Origin of the sequence: Leucobacter chromiiresistens (assembly GCF_001477055.1) — a bacterium.
Taxonomy (GTDB): domain Bacteria; phylum Actinomycetota; class Actinomycetes; order Actinomycetales; family Microbacteriaceae; genus Leucobacter; species Leucobacter chromiiresistens_A.
Window position 1 is genome coordinate 1 of the sequence record NZ_LDRK01000033.1, and the last position, 21,158, is coordinate 21,158.

General features: G+C 70.2%; 22 protein-coding genes and 2 pseudogenes. 14 read left to right on the plus strand and 10 right to left on the minus strand.

Annotated features, from left to right (window positions below; translation table 11 throughout):
• The 5 genes from NS354_RS13550 to NS354_RS06895 all read left to right on the plus strand — a co-directional run.
• Positions 1-232 (plus strand): hypothetical protein (locus tag NS354_RS13550; RefSeq protein ID WP_193750724.1); only part of this gene is annotated, 232 nt, incomplete at its 5' end.
• 89 nt (positions 233-321) lie between these two features.
• The gene (locus NS354_RS06880) at positions 322-1,158 is read left to right on the plus strand and encodes a DUF3097 family protein (protein WP_058593836.1); all 837 of its coding nucleotides are present in this window, start codon (positions 322-324) and stop codon (positions 1,156-1,158) included.
• A gap of 174 nt (positions 1,159-1,332) precedes the next feature.
• A complete protein-coding gene (locus NS354_RS06885; protein WP_241490406.1) occupies positions 1,333-2,190 on the plus strand; it encodes an arginase family protein in 858 nt (285 codons plus the stop codon).
• Positions 2,187-2,582, plus strand: coding sequence for a hypothetical protein (locus NS354_RS06890; protein ID WP_058593838.1), 396 nt, complete (start codon positions 2,187-2,189; stop codon positions 2,580-2,582). The genes NS354_RS06885 and NS354_RS06890 overlap by 4 nt, the downstream gene beginning before the upstream one ends.
• Entirely contained in the window at positions 2,579-3,523 is a 945-nt protein-coding gene (locus tag NS354_RS06895; RefSeq protein ID WP_058593839.1) for an alpha/beta fold hydrolase, read from the plus strand. Before NS354_RS06890 ends, NS354_RS06895 begins: the two co-directional genes overlap by 4 nt.
• Before the next feature lie 36 nt (positions 3,524-3,559).
• On the opposite strand, the gene NS354_RS06900 is transcribed toward NS354_RS06895, so the two are convergent.
• On the minus strand, positions 3,560-3,817 hold the full coding sequence (locus NS354_RS06900) for a zf-HC2 domain-containing protein (RefSeq protein WP_058593840.1): 258 nt from the start codon (positions 3,815-3,817) through the stop codon (positions 3,560-3,562).
• Positions 3,814-4,428, minus strand: a complete 615-nt coding sequence (locus NS354_RS06905; RefSeq protein WP_082677955.1) for a sigma-70 family RNA polymerase sigma factor — start codon at positions 4,426-4,428, stop codon at positions 3,814-3,816. The genes NS354_RS06900 and NS354_RS06905 overlap by 4 nt, the downstream gene beginning before the upstream one ends.
• Before the next feature lie 44 nt (positions 4,429-4,472).
• Here NS354_RS06905 and aroA point away from each other — a divergent pair, with 44 nt between their 5' ends.
• From aroA to bcp, 3 genes are all read left to right on the plus strand, one after another.
• Positions 4,473-5,945 (plus strand): 3-phosphoshikimate 1-carboxyvinyltransferase, encoded by a 1,473-nt coding sequence (aroA, locus tag NS354_RS06910; RefSeq protein WP_058593842.1) that lies wholly within the window; start codon positions 4,473-4,475, stop codon positions 5,943-5,945.
• Between the two features lie 4 nt (positions 5,946-5,949).
• The gene (gene rsgA / locus NS354_RS06915) at positions 5,950-7,011 is read left to right on the plus strand and encodes a ribosome small subunit-dependent GTPase A (RefSeq protein WP_058593843.1); all 1,062 of its coding nucleotides are present in this window, start codon (positions 5,950-5,952) and stop codon (positions 7,009-7,011) included.
• 113 nt (positions 7,012-7,124) lie between these two features.
• Positions 7,125-7,598, plus strand: coding sequence for a thioredoxin-dependent thiol peroxidase (bcp, locus tag NS354_RS06920; protein ID WP_058593844.1), 474 nt, complete (start codon positions 7,125-7,127; stop codon positions 7,596-7,598).
• 46 nt (positions 7,599-7,644) lie between these two features.
• On the opposite strand, the gene NS354_RS06925 is transcribed toward bcp, so the two are convergent.
• Complete coding sequence (locus tag NS354_RS06925) at positions 7,645-8,019, minus strand: hypothetical protein (protein ID WP_082677956.1); 375 nt, start codon at positions 8,017-8,019, stop codon at positions 7,645-7,647.
• A gap of 238 nt (positions 8,020-8,257) precedes the next feature.
• On the opposite strand from NS354_RS06925, the gene NS354_RS06930 reads away from it, so the two are divergent.
• Positions 8,258-8,506, plus strand: a complete 249-nt coding sequence (locus NS354_RS06930; protein ID WP_010156721.1) for a WhiB family transcriptional regulator — start codon at positions 8,258-8,260, stop codon at positions 8,504-8,506.
• A 424-nt stretch (positions 8,507-8,930) separates the two neighbouring features.
• Here the strand turns inward: NS354_RS06930 and argG are convergent, their stop codons facing one another.
• From argG to NS354_RS06945, 3 genes are read right to left on the minus strand one after another with little or no spacing between them, the layout of a single operon-like run.
• Complete coding sequence (argG, locus tag NS354_RS06935) at positions 8,931-10,352, minus strand: argininosuccinate synthase (protein WP_058593846.1); 1,422 nt, start codon at positions 10,350-10,352, stop codon at positions 8,931-8,933.
• A gap of 39 nt (positions 10,353-10,391) precedes the next feature.
• Entirely contained in the window at positions 10,392-11,390 is a 999-nt protein-coding gene (locus NS354_RS06940) for a malate dehydrogenase (protein ID WP_058593847.1), read from the minus strand.
• 9 nt (positions 11,391-11,399) lie between these two features.
• Positions 11,400-12,239: an aldo/keto reductase gene (locus tag NS354_RS06945; RefSeq protein ID WP_058593848.1), complete on the minus strand. Its 840-nt coding sequence runs from the start codon at positions 12,237-12,239 to the stop codon at positions 11,400-11,402.
• A 101-nt stretch (positions 12,240-12,340) separates the two neighbouring features.
• Between NS354_RS06945 and hrpA the strand changes: the two genes are divergently transcribed.
• The 5 genes and pseudogenes from hrpA (at position 12,341) to NS354_RS06975 (ending at position 18,579) form a co-directional block, all read left to right on the plus strand.
• Complete coding sequence (hrpA, locus tag NS354_RS06950; RefSeq protein WP_058593849.1) at positions 12,341-16,294, plus strand: ATP-dependent RNA helicase HrpA; 3,954 nt, start codon at positions 12,341-12,343, stop codon at positions 16,292-16,294.
• Between the two features lie 121 nt (positions 16,295-16,415).
• Positions 16,416-16,775 carry a hypothetical protein gene (locus NS354_RS06955; RefSeq protein WP_058593850.1) on the plus strand — a complete coding sequence of 120 codons (360 nt, stop codon included), beginning with the start codon at positions 16,416-16,418 and terminating at the stop codon, positions 16,773-16,775.
• Positions 16,776-16,929: 154 nt separating this feature from the next.
• Positions 16,930-17,322 (plus strand): VOC family protein, encoded by a 393-nt coding sequence (locus NS354_RS06960; RefSeq protein WP_058593851.1) that lies wholly within the window; start codon positions 16,930-16,932, stop codon positions 17,320-17,322.
• A 5-nt stretch (positions 17,323-17,327) separates the two neighbouring features.
• Positions 17,328-18,122 (plus strand): annotated as a pseudogene (locus tag NS354_RS13795) (DnaB-like helicase C-terminal domain-containing protein).
• A 265-nt stretch (positions 18,123-18,387) separates the two neighbouring features.
• Complete coding sequence (locus NS354_RS06975; RefSeq protein WP_058593854.1) at positions 18,388-18,579, plus strand: hypothetical protein; 192 nt, start codon at positions 18,388-18,390, stop codon at positions 18,577-18,579.
• Between the two features lie 158 nt (positions 18,580-18,737).
• Here NS354_RS06975 and NS354_RS13365 read toward each other — a convergent pair whose 3' ends face one another.
• The 4 genes and pseudogenes from NS354_RS13365 to NS354_RS06985 all read right to left on the minus strand — a co-directional run.
• Complete coding sequence (locus NS354_RS13365) at positions 18,738-19,328, minus strand: hypothetical protein (protein WP_153002140.1); 591 nt, start codon at positions 19,326-19,328, stop codon at positions 18,738-18,740.
• A gap of 207 nt (positions 19,329-19,535) precedes the next feature.
• Positions 19,536-20,141 carry a hypothetical protein gene (locus tag NS354_RS13370; protein WP_153002141.1) on the minus strand — a complete coding sequence of 202 codons (606 nt, stop codon included), beginning with the start codon at positions 20,139-20,141 and terminating at the stop codon, positions 19,536-19,538.
• A gap of 211 nt (positions 20,142-20,352) precedes the next feature.
• Positions 20,353-20,856, minus strand: a complete 504-nt coding sequence (locus NS354_RS06980) for a general stress protein (protein ID WP_241490408.1) — start codon at positions 20,854-20,856, stop codon at positions 20,353-20,355.
• A gap of 62 nt (positions 20,857-20,918) precedes the next feature.
• A pseudogene (locus NS354_RS06985) lies at positions 20,919-21,158 on the minus strand (hypothetical protein); the annotation flags it as partial.

Genomic DNA, 21,158 nt, shown 5'->3' on the forward strand with positions numbered 1-21,158 from the left:
CGCCGACGCGCACCCGGGAGCACTGGCCGGCGCCGTGTGGGCGGGCAGCGGATCGCTGAGCATCGGCGGCGGGCTTCATCCGTTCGAGCTGGCGCGACTCGCGCGCGCCGACCTCGACGTGCACGAGCTGCCCGGCGAGAAGCTCGGCGGCGGGCGCGCGCTCGTGCTCGGCGATGCCGGGCGGGCGGTTCTCGCGGATGCCGGCTTCCGCACCGACTGCGCGCTCGGCTGACGGCGTTGCGGGCCGACCGCGCCCCTCGCAGTAGCGGCTCGGCGCCCGCCTCCGGGCCCGCAGGTTCGCTCGGCGATAGGCTCGACCGTATGTTCGACGACCGATACGACCTCGACCCGGTGGCAGCGATGAAACCCCGCCGGGGTCCGGTCGAACGACGCGAGGTGCCCCTCGCGAAGGGCCTCGTGATCGAGCACACCGAGTCGGAGTGGTGCGGCGCCGTCGTCGGCGCGCGCGAGGGCCTCGTGCAGCTCGAGGACTATCGCGGCAAGGTGCGCGCCTTCCCGCTGACCGACGGGTTCCTCATCGACGGCGAACCCGTGCGCCTGGTGCGACCCGCAGCTCCCCCGGCGGCCCGCAGGCGCACGGCCTCGGGTTCGTTCGCCGCTCCGCAGCAGCGCGCCCGGGTGGCGATGCCGAGTCGCATCTTCGTCGAGGGCAAGCACGACGCCGAGCTCGTCGAGCAGGTCTGGGGAGACGACCTGCGCGTCGAGGGGGTCGTGGTCGAGATGCTGCAGGGCGCCGACAACCTCGAGCAGGTGCTCGCGGAGTTCGGGCCCTCGCGCGAACGCCGCGCGGGAGTGCTGCTCGACCATCTCGTGCCGCGCAGCAAGGAGTCCCGGATCGCGGAGGCGATCGCGCGCGGGCCGCACGGGGCGCACGTGCTCATCGTCGGCCACCCGTTCGTCGACATCTGGCAGGCGGTGAAGCCGGCGCGGGTCGGGCTGCAGGAATGGCCGACCATCCCCCGCAGCATCGAGTGGAAGCGGGGCATCTGCCGGGCGCTCGGCTGGCCGGGCGACGAGCAGGCCGATATCGCCGACGCCTGGTCGCGCATCCGATCGCGGGTGCGCGACTTCAGAGATCTCGAACCCGAGCTCGTCGGCCGCGTGGAGCACCTCATCGACTTCGTCACGGTCGCGTGAGCGCGGTCGCGTGAGCACGGTCGCGTGAGCGCGGTGTCGTGAGCGCGGTCGCGTGAGCACGGTCGCGTGAGCGCCGTGGGCCGCTGAGCCGCTTGTTCTCGCTCCGCGGAACGGGCCTCTCGGCCGAACGGGCGGGCGTATTCTGAACTGCAGTGGATCTGCGAGGAGGCCGACGTGGCAAGCCCGATGTACTTTCTGATGCCCCAGTGGCAGGGATCGCCCTCCGCGCGAGCGATGCAGATCGCCGAGGGCGCTGAACTGCTGCGGGAGGACCTCCCAGCCTCAGCCCTCCGGGAGGTGCCGGTGCCCCTCGAAGCCGGCGACGCGATGGGCACGCCCGTCGCCCGGCTGAGCAGCCTGATCCGCGCCCGGGAGTCGGCCCGCACCGCCCTCGAGCCGGCCCTCGCCGACGGCCGCACGCCGATCATCGTGGGCGGCGACTGCGCGACCTCTCTCGCGGGGCTCGAAGCCGCGGCCCGCTCGGTCGAGCGGCTCGCGGTGCTGTGGTTCGACGCCCACGCCGACATGCAGCACCCCAGCACCTCGCCGTCGGGGAGCGCGTCGGGCATGACGCTGCGCCACGCCCTGGGCGACGGGAGCGACGACCTCGCGGCGAGACCGGCCATCGCCGCGGATCGCCTCACCCTCGTCGGCGTGCGGGAGGTCGACCCGGAGGAGGAGGACGAACTGCAGCGCCGCGGCATCGCCGTGGTGCGCGTCGATGCGGCCGCCGACGACCCGGAGGGTCTGCGCTCCGCGATCCTCGATCGCATCTCGGGGGCCGACGGCCTCTACGTCCATGTGGACCTCGACGTGCTCGACCCCGCCGACTTCGGCTCGGTGCACGCCCCCGTGCCGTTCGGGCTCTCGGTCGCGCAGCTGACCGGCGCCGTTCGCGCGGCTGTCGCCGCGGTGCCGCTCGCGGGGGCCGCGATCTGCGAGTTCGCCCCGGCCGATCGGAATCGCGCCGCGGAAGACCTCCCGACCGTGCTCCGCACGCTCGCGGCGCTGACCTCGGGCGGGCGGTCGTGAGCCCGCGGGGGCGGCGCTGGCCGTTCGCGCAGGCGGGGTACGTGTACGCCACCGTCGTCGGCTTCGCGTGGGGCGCCATCTGGAGCCGGGGCCGCATCGAGCGTCACGAGGGGCTGTGGGTGTTCCGCGGCATGCCGAAGTGGACGTTCGGGCGGGGCGGCAGCTGCGTCGGCTCGTGCTACCTGACGAACCGCAACGTCTCGGAGCGGGTGCTGCGCCACGAGCGGGTGCACCGCGAGCAGTGGCGGCACTACGGCATGGCGCTCCCCGTGCTCTACGCTCTCGCGGGGCGCGACCCGCTGCGGAACCGCTTCGAGATCGAGGCGGGTCTGCGCGACGGCGGATACGTGACCGGTGCCGACGCCGCCGCCGAGCCGAAGCGGGCGCAGTGAGCGCGGACGGCTCGCGCCCGCGGAGCGACGACGACGAGTTCCGCTTCCTCGCGGGCGACGCGGAGCGGGTGGGTCGCGGCGGCCCCCTGCCCGCCGTCGCGCGCGAGTCGGCGGTCGTACCGGATCGCCGCACCGTGAGCGGGCTGGCCTTCGACGGCGGCCGGCCGCCGCAGCTCGTCGCGCTCCACGGCGCCGGGCTCAACGCCCACAGCTTCGATCCGATGCTCCTCGCCCTCGGCCGGCCGGCGCTCGCCCTCGATCTCCCCGGCCACGGCCGCAGCGACTGGCGGAGCGACGCCGACTACCGCCCTTCCGCCCTCGCCGCCGACGTCGCCGCGGTGCTCGATGCGCGGGTGACGGATCCCGTCGCCCTCGTGGGCCACTCCCTCGGCGGGCTGACCGCGGCGCTCGTCGCGGCGGCGCGACCGCGCCTCGTGCGCCGCGTGATCCTCATCGACATCACGCCGGGCGTCTCGCCCAGGCGCGACGCCGGAGCGGTGCACGAATTCATCCGCGGGCAGCGCCACTTCGGCAGCATCGACGAGATCGTGGATCGGGCCCGGCGCTTCGGCATCGGCCGCGATCCTGCCGCGCTCGCGCGCGGGATCGCGCTCAACACGAGGGTGCGCGCCGACGGCCGCCTCGAATGGGCGCATCACTTCGCGCACCTCGATGCCCCGAGCGCGGGTGAGGACCCCCACCCGTACGCAGCGATCTGGGGCGCGCTCGACGGGCTCTCTCAGACGGGTGCGCCGAGCGCCCTCATCGCCGCCGACGGCGGCATGCTCGACGCCGCGCTCGTCGCCGAGTGGCGCGAGCGACTGCCCGGCAGTCCGGTCGTCGAGATCGCCGGCCCCCACAATCTGCACGAAGCCGCGCCCGCAGCGCTCGCCGAGGCCGTCGACCGCCTGCTGGCGGGCGACGAGCGCGCTGCCCAGTGATCCGACCTGGCGTCGCCGGCGGCGTCCCCTGCCGCGTCAGACGACGGCGCCGGGCCCCTCAGCACGGAGGCTGCGGAGAATCGCGTCGCGCAGCGCCTCGGGCGGGCAGTTGCTGTCCCGCTCCTCCTCGCACGCCCGCTTCACCACGTTCGTGAGCTTCTCGCACGCGTTCCGCTCGTCCTGACACGAGGGGCACTGCGCGATGTGCGCTCGGATCGGCGCCGACTCCTCGGCGCAGAGCTCGCCCCGGAGCAGCTCGTACACATTCGCCTTCGCCTGCTCGCACTCGTTCATCGCGCTGCTCCCTTCTTTGTCTGCTTCGCTCCCGCACTCAGTCCAACGCCCTGCTCGTTCGCGTATTCCCCGAGCGCCTTCCGCAATCGGGCGCGCCCCCGGTGCAGGCGGCTCATCACCGTGCCGATGGGCACCTCCGCGATGTCGGCGATCTCCTGATAGCTGAACCCCTCGACGTCGGCCAGGTACACCGCGATGCGGAAGTCCTCGGGGAGCGCGTTGAGCGCGGTCGTCACCACCGAATCCGGGGTGCGGTCGATCGCCTCCGCCTCCGCCGATCGGGAGGACATCGCCGTGGTCGACTCGGCTCCGCCGAGCTGCCAGTCCTCGAGCTCGTCGACGGCGCCGAGATGCGGTTCGCGCTGCCGCTTGCGATACGTGTTGATGTAGCTGTTCGTCATGATCCGGTACAGCCACGCCTTCAGATTCGTGCCCTCCTGGAAGGAGGCGAAGGCCGAGAACGCCTTGAGGAACGTCTCCTGCACCAGGTCCTGCGCATCCTGCGGGTTCCGAGTCATCTTCATCGCTGCGCCGTACAGCTGATCGAGCATCGGAAGCGCCTCCGACGTGAAGCGCTGTTCCAGCTTCGCCTGTGCTGCGGTATCACTCACGCTCTCGATCCTACTGGCGACTGCTGCGGGTAGAATCGACTCCGATGCTGATCGCGAAGATGAACCAGGGCAAAGACGGCGACGAGACCGGCACCGGCGAGGGCGTCGGAGCGGCCGAGACGCTGTGGCCGGCTCCCCGCACCGAGCAGCCCATCGACGCGACCGTGCAGCTGCCCGGGTCGAAGTCGCTGACCGGCCGCGAGCTCGTGCTCGCCGCGCTGGCCGACGGGCCCGGCGTGCTCCGCGCTCCGCTGCGCTCGCGCGACGCCGCGCTCATGATCGACGCGCTGCGCGCGCTCGGCGCCGTCATCGAGGAGCTGCCCCGGGGCGAGCTGGCAGACCCCGACCTCCGCATCACGCCCGCCGACGAGCTCACCGGGTCGACCACCGTCGAATGCGGGCTCGCCGGCACGGTGATGCGGTTCGTGCCGCCCGTCGCCGCGCTCGCCCTCGGGCCCGTCGCGTTCGACGGCGACCCGTACGCGCGCAAGCGGCCCATGCGCCCCGTGCTCGACGCGCTCCGCGCCCTCGGCGCCGATATCGCGGACGAGGGCCGCGGCGCGCTGCCCTTCACGGTGCACGGCACGGGAGCCCTCCGCGGGGGCCGCGTCGAACTCGACGCCTCCCTCTCGAGCCAGTTCGTCTCCGCCCTCCTGCTCGCCGGAGCGCGATTCGAGCACGGCGTGCACGTCGTGCACACCGGCGAACGGCTGCCCAGCCTGCCGCACATCGAGATGACCATCGCCTGCCTGCGGGCCCGCGGCGTGCAGGTGGACTCGCCGGCCGTCGGCGAGTGGCGGGTCGAGCCCGGGCCGATCCGCGCCATCGACGTCACGATCGAGCCCGACCTCTCGAACGCCGCCCCGTTCCTGGCCGCTGCGATGGTCGCCGGCGGCCGGGTGACGGTGCCGAACTGGCCGGCCGCGACCACGCAGGTCGGCGACCTGCTGCGCACGCTGCTGCCCGAGTACGGCGCGGCGATCCGCCTCGACCCCTCCGGCGACCTCACCGTCACCGCGAGCGGCGACCTCTCGGGAGTCGACCTGCACGTGCCCGAGGCGGGCGAGCTCGCGCCCACGCTCGTCGGCCTCGCCGCGCTCGCCGCGCACGGCTCCGACGGCGCCGATGGCAGGCCCAGCCGTATCACCGGCATCGGGCACATCCGCCATCACGAGACCGACCGCATCGCCGCCCTCGTCACCGAGATCAACGCACTGGGGGGCGACGCGATCGAGCTCGAGGACGGCATCGCGGTGCGTCCCGCACGGCTGCACGGCGGCGTCTGGCACAGCTACGCCGACCACCGCATGGCGACCACCGGCGCGCTGATCGGGTTGCGCATCTCCGGCGTCGAGGTGGAGGACGTGGCGTCGACCTCGAAGACCCTCCCCCGGTTCACCGAGCTCTGGGAGCACACCGTGGGCCTCGGCCGAGCCGCCGCCGGCGCTGCGGACGGCGCCCCGGACAACGAGTCGGCGCTCGGCCGTGCCGCCCGCGGCTTCCTCACGGGGCTGTGAGCGCGTGAGCTGGCTCACTCCCGATGACGATGACGTCGACGACCCGTACGCCGCATACGCCGATCACGAGGTGCGGCAGCGTCCGAACCCGAAGGCCAACCGGCCGCGCACGAAGCGGCGCCCCGAGCACGCCGACGCCGTGACCGGCATGGTCACCGCCGTCGACCGCGGTCGCTACACGGCCCTCGTCGCCGCAGACGCCGACCCCGCCGATTTGCGGGAGCGCACCGTGCTCGCATCGCGGGCCCGCGAACTGCGCCGCACCCCGATCGTCATCGGCGACCGCGTGCAGCTCGTCGGCGACACGAGCGGCGATGACGGATCGCTGGCTCGCATCGTCACCGTCGCCGAGCGCCGTACCCTGCTGCGGCGCAGCGCGGACGACAGCGACCGCGTCGAGCGCGTGATGGTCGCGAACGCCGACCAGATGCTCATCGTCGTCGCGGCGGCCAACCCCGAACCCCGCGTCCGCCTCGTCGACCGCTACCTCGTCGCCGCCTACGACGCCGGCATCACGCCGCTCATCTGCATCACGAAGGTCGACCTCGCCGACCCGGAGCCGTTCCTGTCGCACTTCGCCGCGCTCGAGGTGCCCGTGTTCCGCTCCGCGCCCGACGCGTGGCCGCTCGCCGAGATCCGCGCATCGCTGGCGGGCCGCACCACGGTCTTCGTCGGGCACTCCGGCGTGGGCAAGTCGACCCTCATCAACGCGCTCGTACCCGAGGCCGAGCGCGCGATCGGCCACGTCAACGAGGTCACGGGCCGCGGCCGCCACACCTCGTCCTCGTCCGTCGCCCTGCGGGCCGCGACCCCGGGAGCCGAGAACGGGCCCACGGGCTGGGTGATCGACACCCCCGGCGTGCGCTCCTTCGGGCTGGGCCACGTCACACCCGAGGGGATCCTGAGCGGGTTCACCGACCTCGCTCAGATCATCGAGCACTGCCCGCGCGGCTGCACCCACCAGCACGACGCCCCCGACTGCGAGCTGGACGCGGCGATCGCCGACGGCCGACTCGACGCCGCCGGCGCCGCCCGCGTCGAATCGCTCCGCCGACTGCTCGCGTAACTGCGGAGTCGGGTTCTGCGGCTCGCGCTGCGGCCCGCGCTTCGGGTCGCGCTTCCGCTGCTGCTCCGGGTCGCGCCCCAGCTTCGGCTCCCGCTCGGCGCTAGGCTGACCGTATGACTGATCGCGCAGTGCTCGAGCCCGGCCACGAGGCCCCCGACTTCACCCTCCTCGACCAGGACGGCAATACCCGCGCGCTCGCGCAGTACCGCGGCAAGCTCGTGATCCTGTTCTTCTACCCCGAGGCCATGACGCCCGGCTGCACGAAAGAGGCCTGCGACTTCCGCGACTCCACGCTGCCGCTCGAGGCCGCCGGCTACCACGTGCTCGGCGTCTCGCGCGACTCCGTCGAGAAGCTCCGCCGGTTCGCCGATCGCGACGCCCTCGAGTTCCCGCTCCTGAGCGACCCCGACACCGCCGTGCACCGCGCCTACGGCGCGTTCGGCGAGAAGAACAACTACGGACGCATCGTCGAGGGCGTGATCCGGTCGACCTTCGTCATCGACGAGTCGGGCCGGATCGCGCACGCGCTCACCAACGTGAAGGCCACCGGCCACGTCGCGCGCCTCCGCAAGCTGCTCGAGGTCTGAGCCTCGGCCCGTCGCGGGAGCGGACCGCGACACCGTCGCGGGGGGCCTAGACCGCGCGACCCTCCTCGTCGTACACGGGACGCTCGTCCGGCCGCGCGAGCACGGCGGCGGCGAAGCCCACCAGTGCTCCCGCGACGAGCGAGAAGCCGAACTGCCAGGAGCCGATGCCGAGCTGCAGGCAGCCGGTCCCCGCGGCGAAGAGCAGCACGTGGATCGTGAGGGCGGATCCGCGCACCCAACTGGGCCGACCGCGCAGCGCGGCGACGGCCGTGACGGCGACCCACACGAGCCCGAGCAGCGCCATTGCGACGATGCTCGCGTTCTGCGCGACCGGCCCGACCGATCCGAGTGCGGCGGAGACCGAGAAGATCAGGACGCCGACGAGCAGCAGGCTCTCGAGCACCAGCAGCACGCGGAGCACGGCCCATCCCGCACGTGAACGAGGGTGATCGGGAGGTGTCGGGGGCATTGCGGCTCGCTTTCCAATCAATTGCAGGTTACCTATTGATTTGCATCTGTATCCGTGGAACTATATAACCCGTCGAGTTTCGCGCACGCCGACGTGAGCATTCTCAGCCACGTATTAGGTAGTTACGGCGCGAATTCTAGGCTATCCGGTCTCCGGGTTGTTCGCGCGCGTGCGTTACAGAGGAGGACACATGGATTGGCGTGAACAGGCAGCATGCCTCACCGTAGACCCGGAGCTTTTCTTCCCGGTCGGCAACACCGGACCGGCCGTCGAGCAGATCGAGCGCGCGAAGTCGGTCTGCGCACGGTGCACGGTCACCGAGATGTGCCTGCAGTACGCGATGGACACCGGTCAGGATTCGGGCGTCTGGGGCGGCCTCAGCGAGGATGAGCGCCGCGCGCTCAAGCGTCGCGCGGCTCGCGCGCGCCGCGCCTCCTGAGCATTCGCCGAGAGCGCCGACGGCCCGTTCCTCCTCGGAGGGCGGGCCGTTCTGCATCTCCGGGCCCCTCGCGCCGGTGCGCGAGGGGCGCGCTGCGGCTCCGGGCTCGCCGCGCTTCCGCACCTTCGCGCTCTTCGCCCCTCCCCTCCTTCGCCTCCTCGCCCCCTCGCCTTCGTGCAGTGGAGTCGCCTTCGCGCAGGACGTTTCCGCGCGATCCGACCGCTTCTCGCCGGATCCCCTGTGCGAACGCGACCGGCCCACCGCGCGAACGGCGCCCGGCCACCCGCACCGCAGTGCCCGACCGCCCGCACCGCGCCGCCCGGCACCGCACCACCCGGCTCCGCACCGCCCCCGAAAACGACGACGGGCCCATCCGCAAGGATGAGCCCGTCGTGGGGTGTCGCCGAAGCGACGGAGCGGGGCGTCAGTCGGTGCCGGCGTCGAATGCCGCCGACAGGCCGAGCACGTCGGCGTCCTCGTCGATGCCGCCCACCGCATTGGCGATCTCGGCGGCGCCGCCCTGCTCGAGCTGGCCGACGAGCTCCGCGATCGACCCGCCGACGATGCCGAGCTGCGCGTACTGCTCGAGGCGCTGGCGGGAGTCGGCGATGTCGAGGTTGCGCATGGTGAGCTGACCGATGCGGTCGACCGGCCCGAAGGCGGCGCCGACCGTGCGCTCCATCGAGAGCTTCTCCGGATGGTAGCTCAGGTTGTCGCCCTCGGTGTTGAGGATCGTGTAGTCGTCGCCGCGGCGCAGACGCAGCGTGACCTCGCCCGTGATCGCCGAGCCGACCCAGCGCTGCAGCGACTCGCGCAGCATGAGCGACTCGGGGTCGAGCCACCGGCCCTCGTACATGAGGCGCCCGAGCTTGCGCCCGTCGGTGTGGTAGCTCGCGAGCGTGTTCTCGTTGTGGATCGCGTTGACGAGCCGCTCGTAGGTGATGTGCAGCAGCGCCATGCCCGGCGCCTCGTAGATGCCGCGCGACTTCGCCTCGATGATGCGGTTCTCGATCTGGTCGGAGACGCCGAGGCCGTGCCGGCCGCCGATCGCGTTGGCCTCCAGCACGAGCGCCACCGGGTCGTCGTACTCGACGCCGTTGATCGCCACGGGACGGCCGGCCTCGAACCGCACCGACACCTCCTCGGTGGCGACCTCCACGTCGTCGCGCCACGCGGCGACACCCATGATCGGTTCGACGATGTCGAGGCCGGCGTCGAGGAACTCGAGCTTCTTGGCCTCGTGGGTCGCGCCCCAGATGTTGGCGTCGGTCGAGTACGCCTTCTCGGTGGCGTCGCGGTACGGGTAGCCGTGGGCGACGAGCCACTCGCTCATCTCGTGCCGCCCGCCGAGCTCCTCGACGAACTGGTGGTCGAGCCAGGGCTTGTAGATGCGCAGCGCCGGGTTGGCCATGAGGCCGTACCGGTAGAAGCGCTCGATGTCGTTGCCCTTGTAGGTGGAGCCGTCGCCCCAGATGTCGACGCCGTCCTCCTTCATGGCGCGCACCAGCAGCGTGCCGGTGACGGCGCGGCCGAGCGGAGTGGTGTTGAAGTAGGTCTTGCCGCCCGAGCGCACGTTGAACGCTCCGGTCTGCAGCGCGACGAACCCTTCTTCGACGAGCGGGCGCTTCGCGTCGACGTGGCGCGCGATCTCGGCGCCGTACTCCTTGGCGCGGTCGGCGACGCCGTCGATGTCGGGCTCGTCGTACTGGCCGATATCTGCGGTGTAGGTGCAGGGCACTGCGCCCTTCTCGCGCATCCACGCGACTGCACAGGAGGTGTCGAGACCTCCGGAGAAGGCGATGCCGACGCGCTCGCCCACGGGGAGGGAAGATAGAACCTTGGACATGCCCTCTATCCTAGGGCTCCCCGCGGGCTCGCGATTGCGCTAGGGCATCAGGCCGAGCTCGCGCACGGCGTCGCGCTCCGCGGAGAGCTCGGCGACCGAGGCGTCGATCCGCTCCCTCGAGAACTCGTCGATCTCGAGCCCGTCGACGATGCTCCAGGCGCCGTCGGAGGACGTGACGGGGAACGACGAGATCAGGCCCTCGGGCACGCCGTACTCGCCACGTGAGACGATCGCGGCGCTCGTCCAGCGCCCCGCCGCGCGCGGTCCCGTGCCGAGCACCCAGTCGCGGGTGTGCTCGATCGCGGCGTTCGCCGCGGACGCGACGGAGGATCCGCCGCGCACCTCGATGATCTCGGCGCCGCGCTGGGCGACGCGCTCGATGTACGCGCCGCGCGCCCAGGCGGGATCGACTGCGGCGAGCGCGGCGTCGCCCCGCACGGTGGCGTGGCTGAGGTCGGGGTACTGGGTGGCGGAGTGGTTGCCCCAGATGGTCACGCCGGCGATGTCGGCGACCGGCGCGCCGGCCTCGGCGGCGAGCAGCCCGACGGCGCGGTTGTGGTCGAGGCGGGTGAGCGCGGTGAAGCGCTCGGCCGGCACGTCGGGCGCGTGCTGCTGCGCGATGAGCGCGTTGGTGTTCGCGGGGTTGCCCACGACGACGACGCGCACGTCGTCGTCGGCATGGGCGTTGATGGCGCTCCCCTGCGGGCCGAAGATGGCCCCGTTCGCGGCGAGCAGGTCGCCGCGCTCCATACCGGCGGTGCGCGGGCGCGACCCGATGAGCAGCGCGACGTTCGTCCCGTCGAAGGCGACGTTCGCGTCGTCGGTGATGTCGACGCCGGCGAGGGTCGGGAACGCGCAGTCGGCGAGTTCGAGGGCCGCGCCCTCGGCGGCGCGCATGCCCTGCGGGATCTCGAGGAGCCGCAGGCTCACGGGCTGGTCGGGGCCGAAGAGGTCGCCGGCCGCGATCCGGAACAGAGCCGCGTAGCCGATCTGGCCCCCCGCGCCGGTGAGGGTGACGGTGATGGGTGCGTGGGTCATGCCGCTCTCCTATCGCGCGTCGAAGGTGCGGGGATCGGGCCCGAAGTTCGTACCCGCCTCGTAGGCGTCGATGGCGGCCAGCTCGTCGGCGTCGAGGGCGAAGTCGAACAGCTCGGCGTTCTCGATCATGCGCTCGCGGCGCACCGTCTTCGGGAAGACGATGCGATCCTGCTGCACGTGCCAGCGGAGCACCACCTGCGCCGGGCTCTTGCCGTGCTTCTGCGCGATCTCGAGCAGTTCGGGCCGTTCGAAGAGGTCGGACTTGCCCTGCGCGAGCGGGCCCCAGGCCTCGATCGCGATGCCGTGCTGCGTGCAGAACTCGACGAGTTCGCGGCGCTGGTGCAGCGGGTGCAGCTCGATCTGGTTGACTGCGGGCACCACACCGGTCTCGTCCATGAGCTGCTGCAGGTCGGCGATCTCGAAGTTCGAGACGCCGATCGCCGAGGCGCGGCCCGATTCGGCGATCTCGATGAGCGACTTCCAGGCGCCGAGCGCCTCTCCGAACATCGGCTGGGGCCAGTGGATGAGGTACAGGTCGACCCGGTCGAGGGCGAGGCGGTCGAGGCTCTCCGCGAACGCGTCGGCTGCGCGCGTCTGGTCCGAGTTCCAGAGCTTGGTGGTGATGAAGAGCTCGTCGCGCGCGATGCCGCTGCGCGCGACGGCCCGGCCGACCTCGGCCTCGTTGCCGTACACGCTCGCCGTGTCGATGTGGCGGTAGCCGACTTCGAGCGCGGTGGCGACGACGCCCTCCGCTTCGCCGGGCTCCACGAGGAAGACGCCCGCTCCGAGTTGCGGGATCGCGGTGCCGTTGCTGAGGGGGAGGTTCGGGATCGGGAGTGCAGACATCATGCCCTTTCGAGTCGTCGTGCGGAGCGGCCGCCGACCCTGCGATCGGCGCGGTCGTCGCCAGTCTACGCGCGGGCGCCCCGGCGCGGGATAATAGGTGCATCATGACGCTCCCCCCGCTCCAGATCACGTTTCCCGAGGAGCTCCCCGTATCGCGGATGCGCGATGAGATCGCGGAGGCGATCCGTTCGCACCAGGTCGTCATCGTGGCGGGCGAGACCGGATCGGGCAAGACGACGCAGCTGCCGAAGATCGCTCTCGCGCTCGGCCGGGAGCGCATCGCGCACACGCAGCCGCGGCGCATCGCGGCGCGCACGATCGCGGAGCGCGTCGCCGAGGAGCTGGGCTCCGAGCTCGGCGGGCTGGTCGGCTACCAGGTGCGGTTCACCGACCAGGTGTCGGCGGAGACGCGCGTGCGGCTGATGACCGACGGCATCCTGCTGAACGCGATCCACCGGGATCGCGACCTGTCGGCGTACGACACCATCATCATCGACGAGGCCCACGAGCGCAGCCTCAACATCGACTTCCTCCTCGGCTATCTGAAGACGCTGCTCCCCCGGCGGCCCGATCTGAAGGTCATCATCACGTCGGCGACCATCGATCCCGAGTCGTTCGCGCGGCACTTCGCCGATGCGTCGACGCAGCGGCCGGCGCCGGTGATCGAGGTGTCGGGGCGCACGTTCCCGGTCGAGCTGCGCTACCGCCCGCTGGTCGAGCGCGTCGAGCGGACGGACCCGAAGACGGGCGTCGCGAAGGCGACCACGATCGAGCGCGATCTGTTCGACGGGATCGGCGACGCGGTCGACGAGCTCGCGAAGGAGGCGCCGGGCGACGTGCTCGTGTTCCTCTCGGGCGAGGCCGAGATCAGGGATGCGGCCGATGCGCTGCACGGCCGGCTCCGCGCGTCGGCGCGGTCGGCGCGCACCGAGATCCTGCCCCTGTACGGGCGCCTGAGCAGCGCGGAGCAGCATCGCGTCTTCGAGCGCGGATCGGGCGGGGCGCGGCGCATCGTGCTCGCGACGAACGTGGCCGAGACCTCGCTGACGGTGCCCGGCATCCGCTACGTGATCGATGCGGGTACGGCGCGCATCTCCCGCTACAGCGCCCGCAGCAAGGTGCAGCGCCTCCCGATCGAGCCCGTGTCGCAGGCGAGCGCGAATCAGCGCTCGGGGCGCTCGGGGCGCACCAGCCCGGGCATCGCGATCCGCCTGTACTCGGAGGAGGACTTCGCGTCGCGCCCCGAGTTCACCGAACCGGAGATCCGCCGCACGGGGCTCGCCTCCGTGATTCTGCAGATGCTCGCGCTCGGTCTCGGCGACATCTCGCGGTTCCCGTTCCTCACCCCGCCCGACCAGCGCGGCATCGCCGACGGGCTGGGGCTGCTCGCCGAGCTCGGCGCGGTGGAGGCGGCGCCGGCGAAGGGTGCGGGCGGGAAAACCGGCCGGCGCGGCGGCGGGCGAGGCGGCGGCCATCGGATCACGAGGATCGGCCGGGAGCTCTCGCGTCTGCCCATCGAGCCCCGTTTCGCGCGCATGGTGGTGGAGGCCCGCGCGCACGACGTCGTGCCGGCGGTGCTGGCGATCGTCGCCGGGCTGACCGTGCAGGACGTGCGGGAGCGCCCGCAGGCGGAGCGCGGCCGCGCCGACGAGCTGCACGCGCGCTTCGCGGATCCGCAGGGCGATCTCGCGACGCTGCTCAACCTGTGGAACTACCTGCAGGAGCAGCAGCGCGAGCTCTCGTCGAGCGCCTTCCGCCGGCTCTGCAAGGCCGAGTACCTGAACTTCTTGCGCGTGCGCGAGTGGATGGACCTGTACCGTCAACTCGCGAGGATCGCGAAGGCCCCGCGCGACTCCGCCGCGCAGAGCGCTGCGGGCGGCGCGGGCGAGGCCATCCACCGGTCCGTGCTCGCGGGGCTCCTGTCGCAGCTCGGCGTGCGCGACGACCGCCAGGATCGCGCGGCGCCGTCGCGAGGGCGGGCAGCGGCGGGCGCCGTGCGCCGCAAGCCCGCGCAGGAGTACCTCGGCTCCCGGGGCACGCGATTCGTGCTCTACCCCGGCTCGGTGCTCGCGAAGAAACCGCCCGAGGTGGTGATGAGCGTCGAGCTCGTCGAGACCTCGCGGCTCTTCGCGCGCTCGAACGCGGTCGTCGACCCGGCCTGGGCCGAGGAACTCGCGGGGCCGCTCGCGAAGCGCCAGATCTCGGAGCCCCGCTGGGAGAAGCACCAGGGCGCCGCCGTCGCGTACGAGCGGGTCACGCTCTTCGGAGTGCCCATCGTCGACCGCCGCCGGGTGCAGCTCGCGCGCTACGACCAGGAGCACGCCCGCGAGCTCTTCATCAGGCACGCGCTCGTCGATGGGGAATGGGATTCCCCGCAGGCGTTCGACCGCGCGAACCGGCAGCTGCGGCGGGAGCTGGAGCAGCTCGAGGAGCGGACGCGCCGCCGCGACATCGTCGGCGACGACGAGGCGATCTTCGAGTTCTACGACGCGCGCATCCCCGCCGACGTCGTCTCGACGCGCAGCTTCGAGGGGTGGTGGAAGGAGAAGCGCGCCGCAGAGCCGCAGTTCCTGCATCTGCGGCGCGAGGACCTCGTGGAGGACGAAGCCGAGACGGTCGACGAGCAGGAGTTCCCGAGGCAGTGGTCGCACGGCGACCAGACGCTGCGGCTGAGGTACCGGTTCGACCCGACGGCCGACGACGACGGCGTGACGGTGAACGTTCCCCTGCCGCTCCTGCCCCGGCTCGAGGGCTCCGACTTCGAGAAGCTCGTGCCGGGCCTCCGCCAGGAGCTCGTGACGGCGCTCATCAAGACGCTGCCGAAGGCGATCCGCAAGCACGTCGTGCCGGCCGCCGATTGGGCGCGCACGCTGCTCGCCGCGGTGGGGCCGCAACTCGACGCCCCCGTCACCGCCGGTGAGGCGCCGCCGTCGCTGACGCGGCTGCTCGCCGATGAGATCCGGCGGCGCACGAGCGTGCCGGTCGCCCACACCGACTTCGATCCGGATCGGCTCCCCGCGCACCTCACCCCCACCTTCCGAGTCGTGGACGGCCGCGGGCGCACCGTCGGGACGGGCAAGAACCTCGCCGAGCTGCAGACCGCGCACCGCGAACGGGCGACGCAGGGCGTGGCGAAGGTGGCGGCGGCCGCGCTCCCGAAGAGCGATCTCGAGCGCACCGGGGCGACGTCGTGGACGTTCGGCGACCTGCCCCGGCACGTCGACTCGGCGTACGCGAAGGGACGCGGCTCGGCGGGCGCGGGCGTGGTGCGCGCGTACCCCGCGATCCTCGACCGGCGCACCGCGGTCGATCTCGTGCTCGTCGCGGATCAGGCGGAGCAGGAGCGGCTCTCCCGCCGCGGCCTCCGCCGCCTCGTCGTGCTGAGCTCGCCGTCGCCGGCGTCGTACGTGCGCGACCACCTCTCGAATCAGGAGAAGCTGCTGCTCGGCGCGGGCCCGTACCGCACCCTGGACCAGGCGATCGCCGACGTATCGCTCGCCGTGGCCGACCGGGTGATCCGACGCCACGCCCCCGACGGCCTCATCTGGCGCGCCGCCGATTTCGAGGCCCTCGCGGACGACTACGCGCGATCGCTGATCGACGAGATCTACGGCGCGATCTCGCTCACCGCCCGCGTGCTCGACGGCGCGCGGCTGGCCCGGAAGGCGATCGACGGCGCGAAGTCGATGCAGGTGCTCGGTCAGGTGTCGGACGCGGCACGCCAGATCGACGGGCTCGTGTTCGACGGGTTCGTCTCGCGGACCGGGCTCGCTCGGCTGGAGCGCGTGCCCGTCTACCTGGAGGCGGTGCAGCTGCGCATGCGCGGTCTCGTGGAGAACGCGGGCCGCGATCGCGCCTGGCAGAACGAGATCGATCGCGCCACCGCCCTGTACACCGAGGCGGGCGGGGCGATCCCGCTGCCCCCGGACGCGCCCGCGCGGCTCGAACGCGCTCGGTGGCTGATCGAGGAGCTGCGCGTCAGCCTGTTCGCGCAGCAGCTGCGCACGGCGGAGCCGGTGTCGCTGCAGCGCGTGCAGAAGGCGCTGCGCGACGGGTAGCGCGACGTCAACCCCGCGACTGCTGGGCGGCCCGCTCGTAGACTGGCGAGCGCGGGTCGGCGATGACCCGCGCCGGGCGGCGCCCGCCGCCGCGAACCGATCGAGCATTGGAGAGTGCCCCGTGAACGAGACGCCCGCATCGGATCAGGAGATCGAGGACGCGATCCGCGAGTACCACGAAGCCCGCGCCGAGGAGGGCGCGCTCGCCGCTCGGGCCTTCGCATCGGTGACGGTGGAGGAGGGCATCGCGAAGGTGGTGTACGGTGCCGCCCTGTCGGAGACGGAGACGCGCGACTGGCTCTCCGAGCGCTCCATCGACAACCTCGCGGAGTTCGCGAGCGTTCCGCTCGCGCAGGCGACCCCCGAGTCGACCCGGATGCGCATGTCGACCGTGCGCGTGGAGACCGAGCTCGCCGACGGCACGCCGCTCGGATCGCTCGAGAACGCGGGGATCCGCGCGTTGAACTCGCTCGAGCGATAGGGCATAGGGGCGCTGCAGGTCTCCCGTCGCGCCGCGGCGTGAGACCGAGGCAGAGCCGAGTACGCCCGCCGGATCCGACACCGGCTTCGCCGCGTACGCCCGACCTGCGACGCGCCTCCCCGAGCGCCATCGGCGGGCCTGAGAGACTGGAGAGATGGCGGGAATTCATCATGTCGAGGTGTGGGTCGCGAATCTGATGGACGTCCGGGCGGAGTGGAGCTGGCTGTTCCGCGAGCTCGGCTTCGAGCTGCAGCACGCGTGGCCCGAAGGCGAGTCGTGGACCGCGGGTGGCGCCTACGTGACGCTCACGACCTCCCCGAATCTGTCGACGGCGATGCACGATCGAAGGTCGCCCGGTGTGAACCACCTCGCATTCACGGCGGGCGCTCCGGATCGGGTCGACACGATCATGGCACGGGCGGAGGAGCACGGCTGGCACCCGCTGTATCGGGACCGCTATCCGCACGCGGGAGGCCCGGACCACTACGCCGGCTGGCTGGAGAACGCCTCCGGATTCAAAGTCGAGGTCGTCGCCGACGAGTCGTGACCATCATGGGTCGGGCAGACGAGGCTCGCTGCAGCGCGCAGGCGTGGTCGACCCTGCCCGCACCCGTCCCGATCTCGAAGTCCCGCGGATCCCTACCACTCGGCCGACTCCGTGAGCACCCGACGCGCCTCGTGCACGAGCTCCGGCTCGGTGATCAGGTCGTACCGGGTCGCGATCATCTGTGGGATCTGGAGAAGATCAAGTCGAAGCGCGACCTGATCGTCAAGTTGAACATCGCGGTGGACGAACGCACGAACGTGAAGCCACCCGACGCGAAGGCTTTCGCTCGCACCCTCTCCCGCCGACACGAACTCGCGGGCATCGTGGTCGATTACCTTCAACTGATGTCTTCGGACGACTGCGCTGATCGTCTCGCATAGGTGACCGAGTTCTCTTGGCAGATGACGATCATGGCGAAAGAGCTCGGCGTGCCCGTCATCTTGCTGTCGCAGCTCAATCGTAAGTCGGAGCGACGAGCAGACAGACGACCGAAGACCTCGGACCTTCAAGAGCCCGGGGCGATCGAGCAAGACGCCGACGTGATCATGATGCTCAGCCAAGAAGGTGAGGAGCCGAATCGCCGGCTGATCATCGACGTGGCGAAGAACCGCCACGGACGCATACCAGAGATCGAACTCGGCTGGCAGGGGGCGTTCTCCCGCGCCGTCGACCTGGACGACTGGGAGAACAACATGCAGTTGCAATACTGGAATCGAGGGACCGAGAACAAGGCCGAGTATGTAGAGCACGACGGTTACTTCATCTCACTCGCGAAGCTCACGGAACGGCCGACGTTTTAGACGGAGCACATCTCAGGGAAGAACTGGGACACCGAGCCCGTTGTCGCAAAAGTCGCCTCGATCGCAGCAGCACACTAAAAGGCACAGCGATGAATCATGCGGAAGGGACGAAGCTCGCGCTTCGCCACGAGAACGGGTCGATCCTTTTCGGAGAGGCCACAGATCGCGGCAGAGTCGTCCGTGTGGGACACACGTCGGTCTCCGTCGATACCGGAGGGAAATCATCGCAGCCGATCCTCCGGCTCACCCGGAACCCAACGCCGACATGGTGGCCGTCACCGTCAGGTTCGCCTCCACCAAGCGGACGTACACCTACCTTGGGCACCTGTTCGGGCGCACCTGGTCGTGGACGGGCCGAACTGCCAAGCCTGGCACGTGGCAGTCGTTCGCCACGTGGGTGACCGCTCAAAACGGCGAAATTATCAGCGTCGACCGCCTGATGGTCGATCGTTTCTGATACGGGAGTCGTTTTCCTAGCAGCAGAGCTTGAGTCGTGTGGATGGAGCACCGGTCCTGGTAGCGCGGTGGTCCCTCGAGATCGGGTAGCGCAGCAGAAAGCCCCTCGGGCAACCACGAACGGAACCCGGAGGGGCTTTCTTCGCACTCCCACGGTTTCTAGCTGCAGGCGAGCTTTTCCTTCGAATCTCCATAAGAGGAGCCGGAGATCAAGGGCTTCCCGTAGTACCCCACAACACCATCTACGATTACGCGATAGTTGCGCTTGGGAGAAAGCGTCTTACAGACGTACTCAAGATTGGTGATCTGGATCTTTGCCGCATCATGGTTCGTTTTTTTCTGAGGTCCAGCTACCTTGTACCACCCCGCCGCCGTCTGCTGGTAGAGCGTCGCAGTCAGTCCGAGCGTCCCTACCGGTGTACCACAAGTGATCGTCGGCTTCGCTCCGACCGTCTGCTTCGACGACTTCGTTCGCACATGTGGGAGCTGTGAATCCTGTTTGCAGAACGTTTCGCCTGCGCGAGCGGAGAGGCCTTCGCCTACTACGGATTCTGAGAATGAGGTTTGCGTCGCTTCCGACACCGCGTCGACCATCTCGCTTTCCGTCAAGAAGTCTGCGCGATCTGGAAACACGATTTCGGGAGCGGCGGAGTTTGAATTTTCTGCGAAAGCGGCCGTCGGTGACCCGAGAAGGGCTACCGTGAGGAGACCAGCGAATATGGATTTTTTATTCTTGCCCAATTTTGACATGGCCCGAGACTAAACATCTGAGAAGGGAGTTTTCAATGATGGATCGAGACGCATATAAAGACGGAGTGTGGGTGGTCCAGGAGGACTCCACTCCGGACTTCAAGATTCTTGCAATCTGTGCAACGCAGGAAGAAGCACGAGAGTTCGCGGATGTGGCGCAACATCGCTACGTCGACGGAGTGATTCACGGTTTCTATCCGTTCGGCTTTAGGCACGGTGAATAGCAGGACGCAAAGGCCTCCTCAGTATCCGGCTACTTATGCAATCGCATAACGTGCAGCCGGACGACTGAGTGGGCTCTAGTGCTTTCACTATGATCAACTTGTGTCGATCCATTCCGCGCAGGGGTACTTCACACGAAAAGAGATCGGCGCGATTCAGGAGCAGACGGAAACCGTCTCCAAGAAGGCGCAGAGAACGGAAGCCTTCGAGAGATGGGATCGAGGCCGCCAGCTTCTGCACAGCCACCGGCTCAAGTGCCCGTTTCGTGGATTCTTTACCGCTCTTGATAGCTGCAAGGTAACGCCTCGACTGCGTGCCAAGTTCCGTGGCATCTTGGGTGGCCCGAACAAGCATGTCCATCATCTCCCGGCCCCTCTTGGAGGAGATCAGGATCGCCACCGCATGGGCATTGAGACTGGCTGCTTCGGCGATGCATTCGCCCTCTTCGCTACTACGGGTAGCGGGCAAACCCTGAGAACGGATAGTTCGGATCAGGATCTGAAAGAACTCCGCCTGTGCAGCGGCCTCACGCTCATCGCTATCGCGCTTCCACCCTCGTGTGGCAAAGACGATAGTGATGATCAAAGCCACGATAGAAACCACCAGAGCAGCCGGATCGTAGGTTACTCACGGATGCTATCAGCGGTCCGCGCGGTCCGTGCGGTCCGCACCGGTCCGCACCCGTCCGCGCAGTCCGCAGAGGCTGTGACCTTACGGCGCACAGTGGATGCCCCTGTTTCCAAGGCGGGCGGTGTGGCGGACATATGGCGTGCTTCGTCGTCATGTCCCAATGTTGTCCGCGCTACTTATCCACAGATTCGATGAGTACCCGCCGAGCCTCGTGAAGCAAGTCAGGCTCTACGATCAGGTCGTACCGGGTCGCGATCATCTGCATCACCGACGAGAAGTCGCGTCGATTGCGGTTCATCGCGTACGACAGCACGCCGAAGAGCATGCCGAAGCCGGCGCCGATCGCGATCGCGGCCGCGAACACGCCGAGGATGGCGCCGTTGTCGGGCTGGAAGATGAAGAGCAGCAGGCCGAGGAAGAGGCCGAGGTACGCACCCGAGAGCGCGCCCATGAGCGCCACGCGGCCGTAGGTGAGGCGTCCCGTGACGCGTTCGACGCTGCGCACGTCGTTGCCGACGATGCTGATCTGCCGCACCGGGAAGCTGGCGCGCGCGAGCACGTCGACTGCGTGCTTCGCATCCTCGTACCGGTCGTAGGTCGAGACGATGTCGCCCTTCGGAAGCTCGGGAACCAGCGGGAGGCGCGACGACCGCATGGGTCCACCAGGAGTGCTCATGGTTCGATTCTCCCACTTCCGGCGCGGAAGGCGCTGGATCGGGCCGGCGAACCAGCCGCGATTCAGCTCCGAGCGTACGCGACGATCGCCTGCGGGTAGCCGGCTACGGCCAGCCTGCGCGTCTCGAGCGAGTCGAGCGCGACGAGGGTGATGCCCTCCCAGCCCTCGTTCCGGGTGTTGCCGCCCGCGACGGCGGCGAACTCGGCTCCGTCGGCGTTCTGCCACACCGCGACGGTCTCGTGCGGCGCATCCAGCGGCGCGACGCACTCCGCCGCCGCGCTCGCGGGCGACCTCCTGCTGAC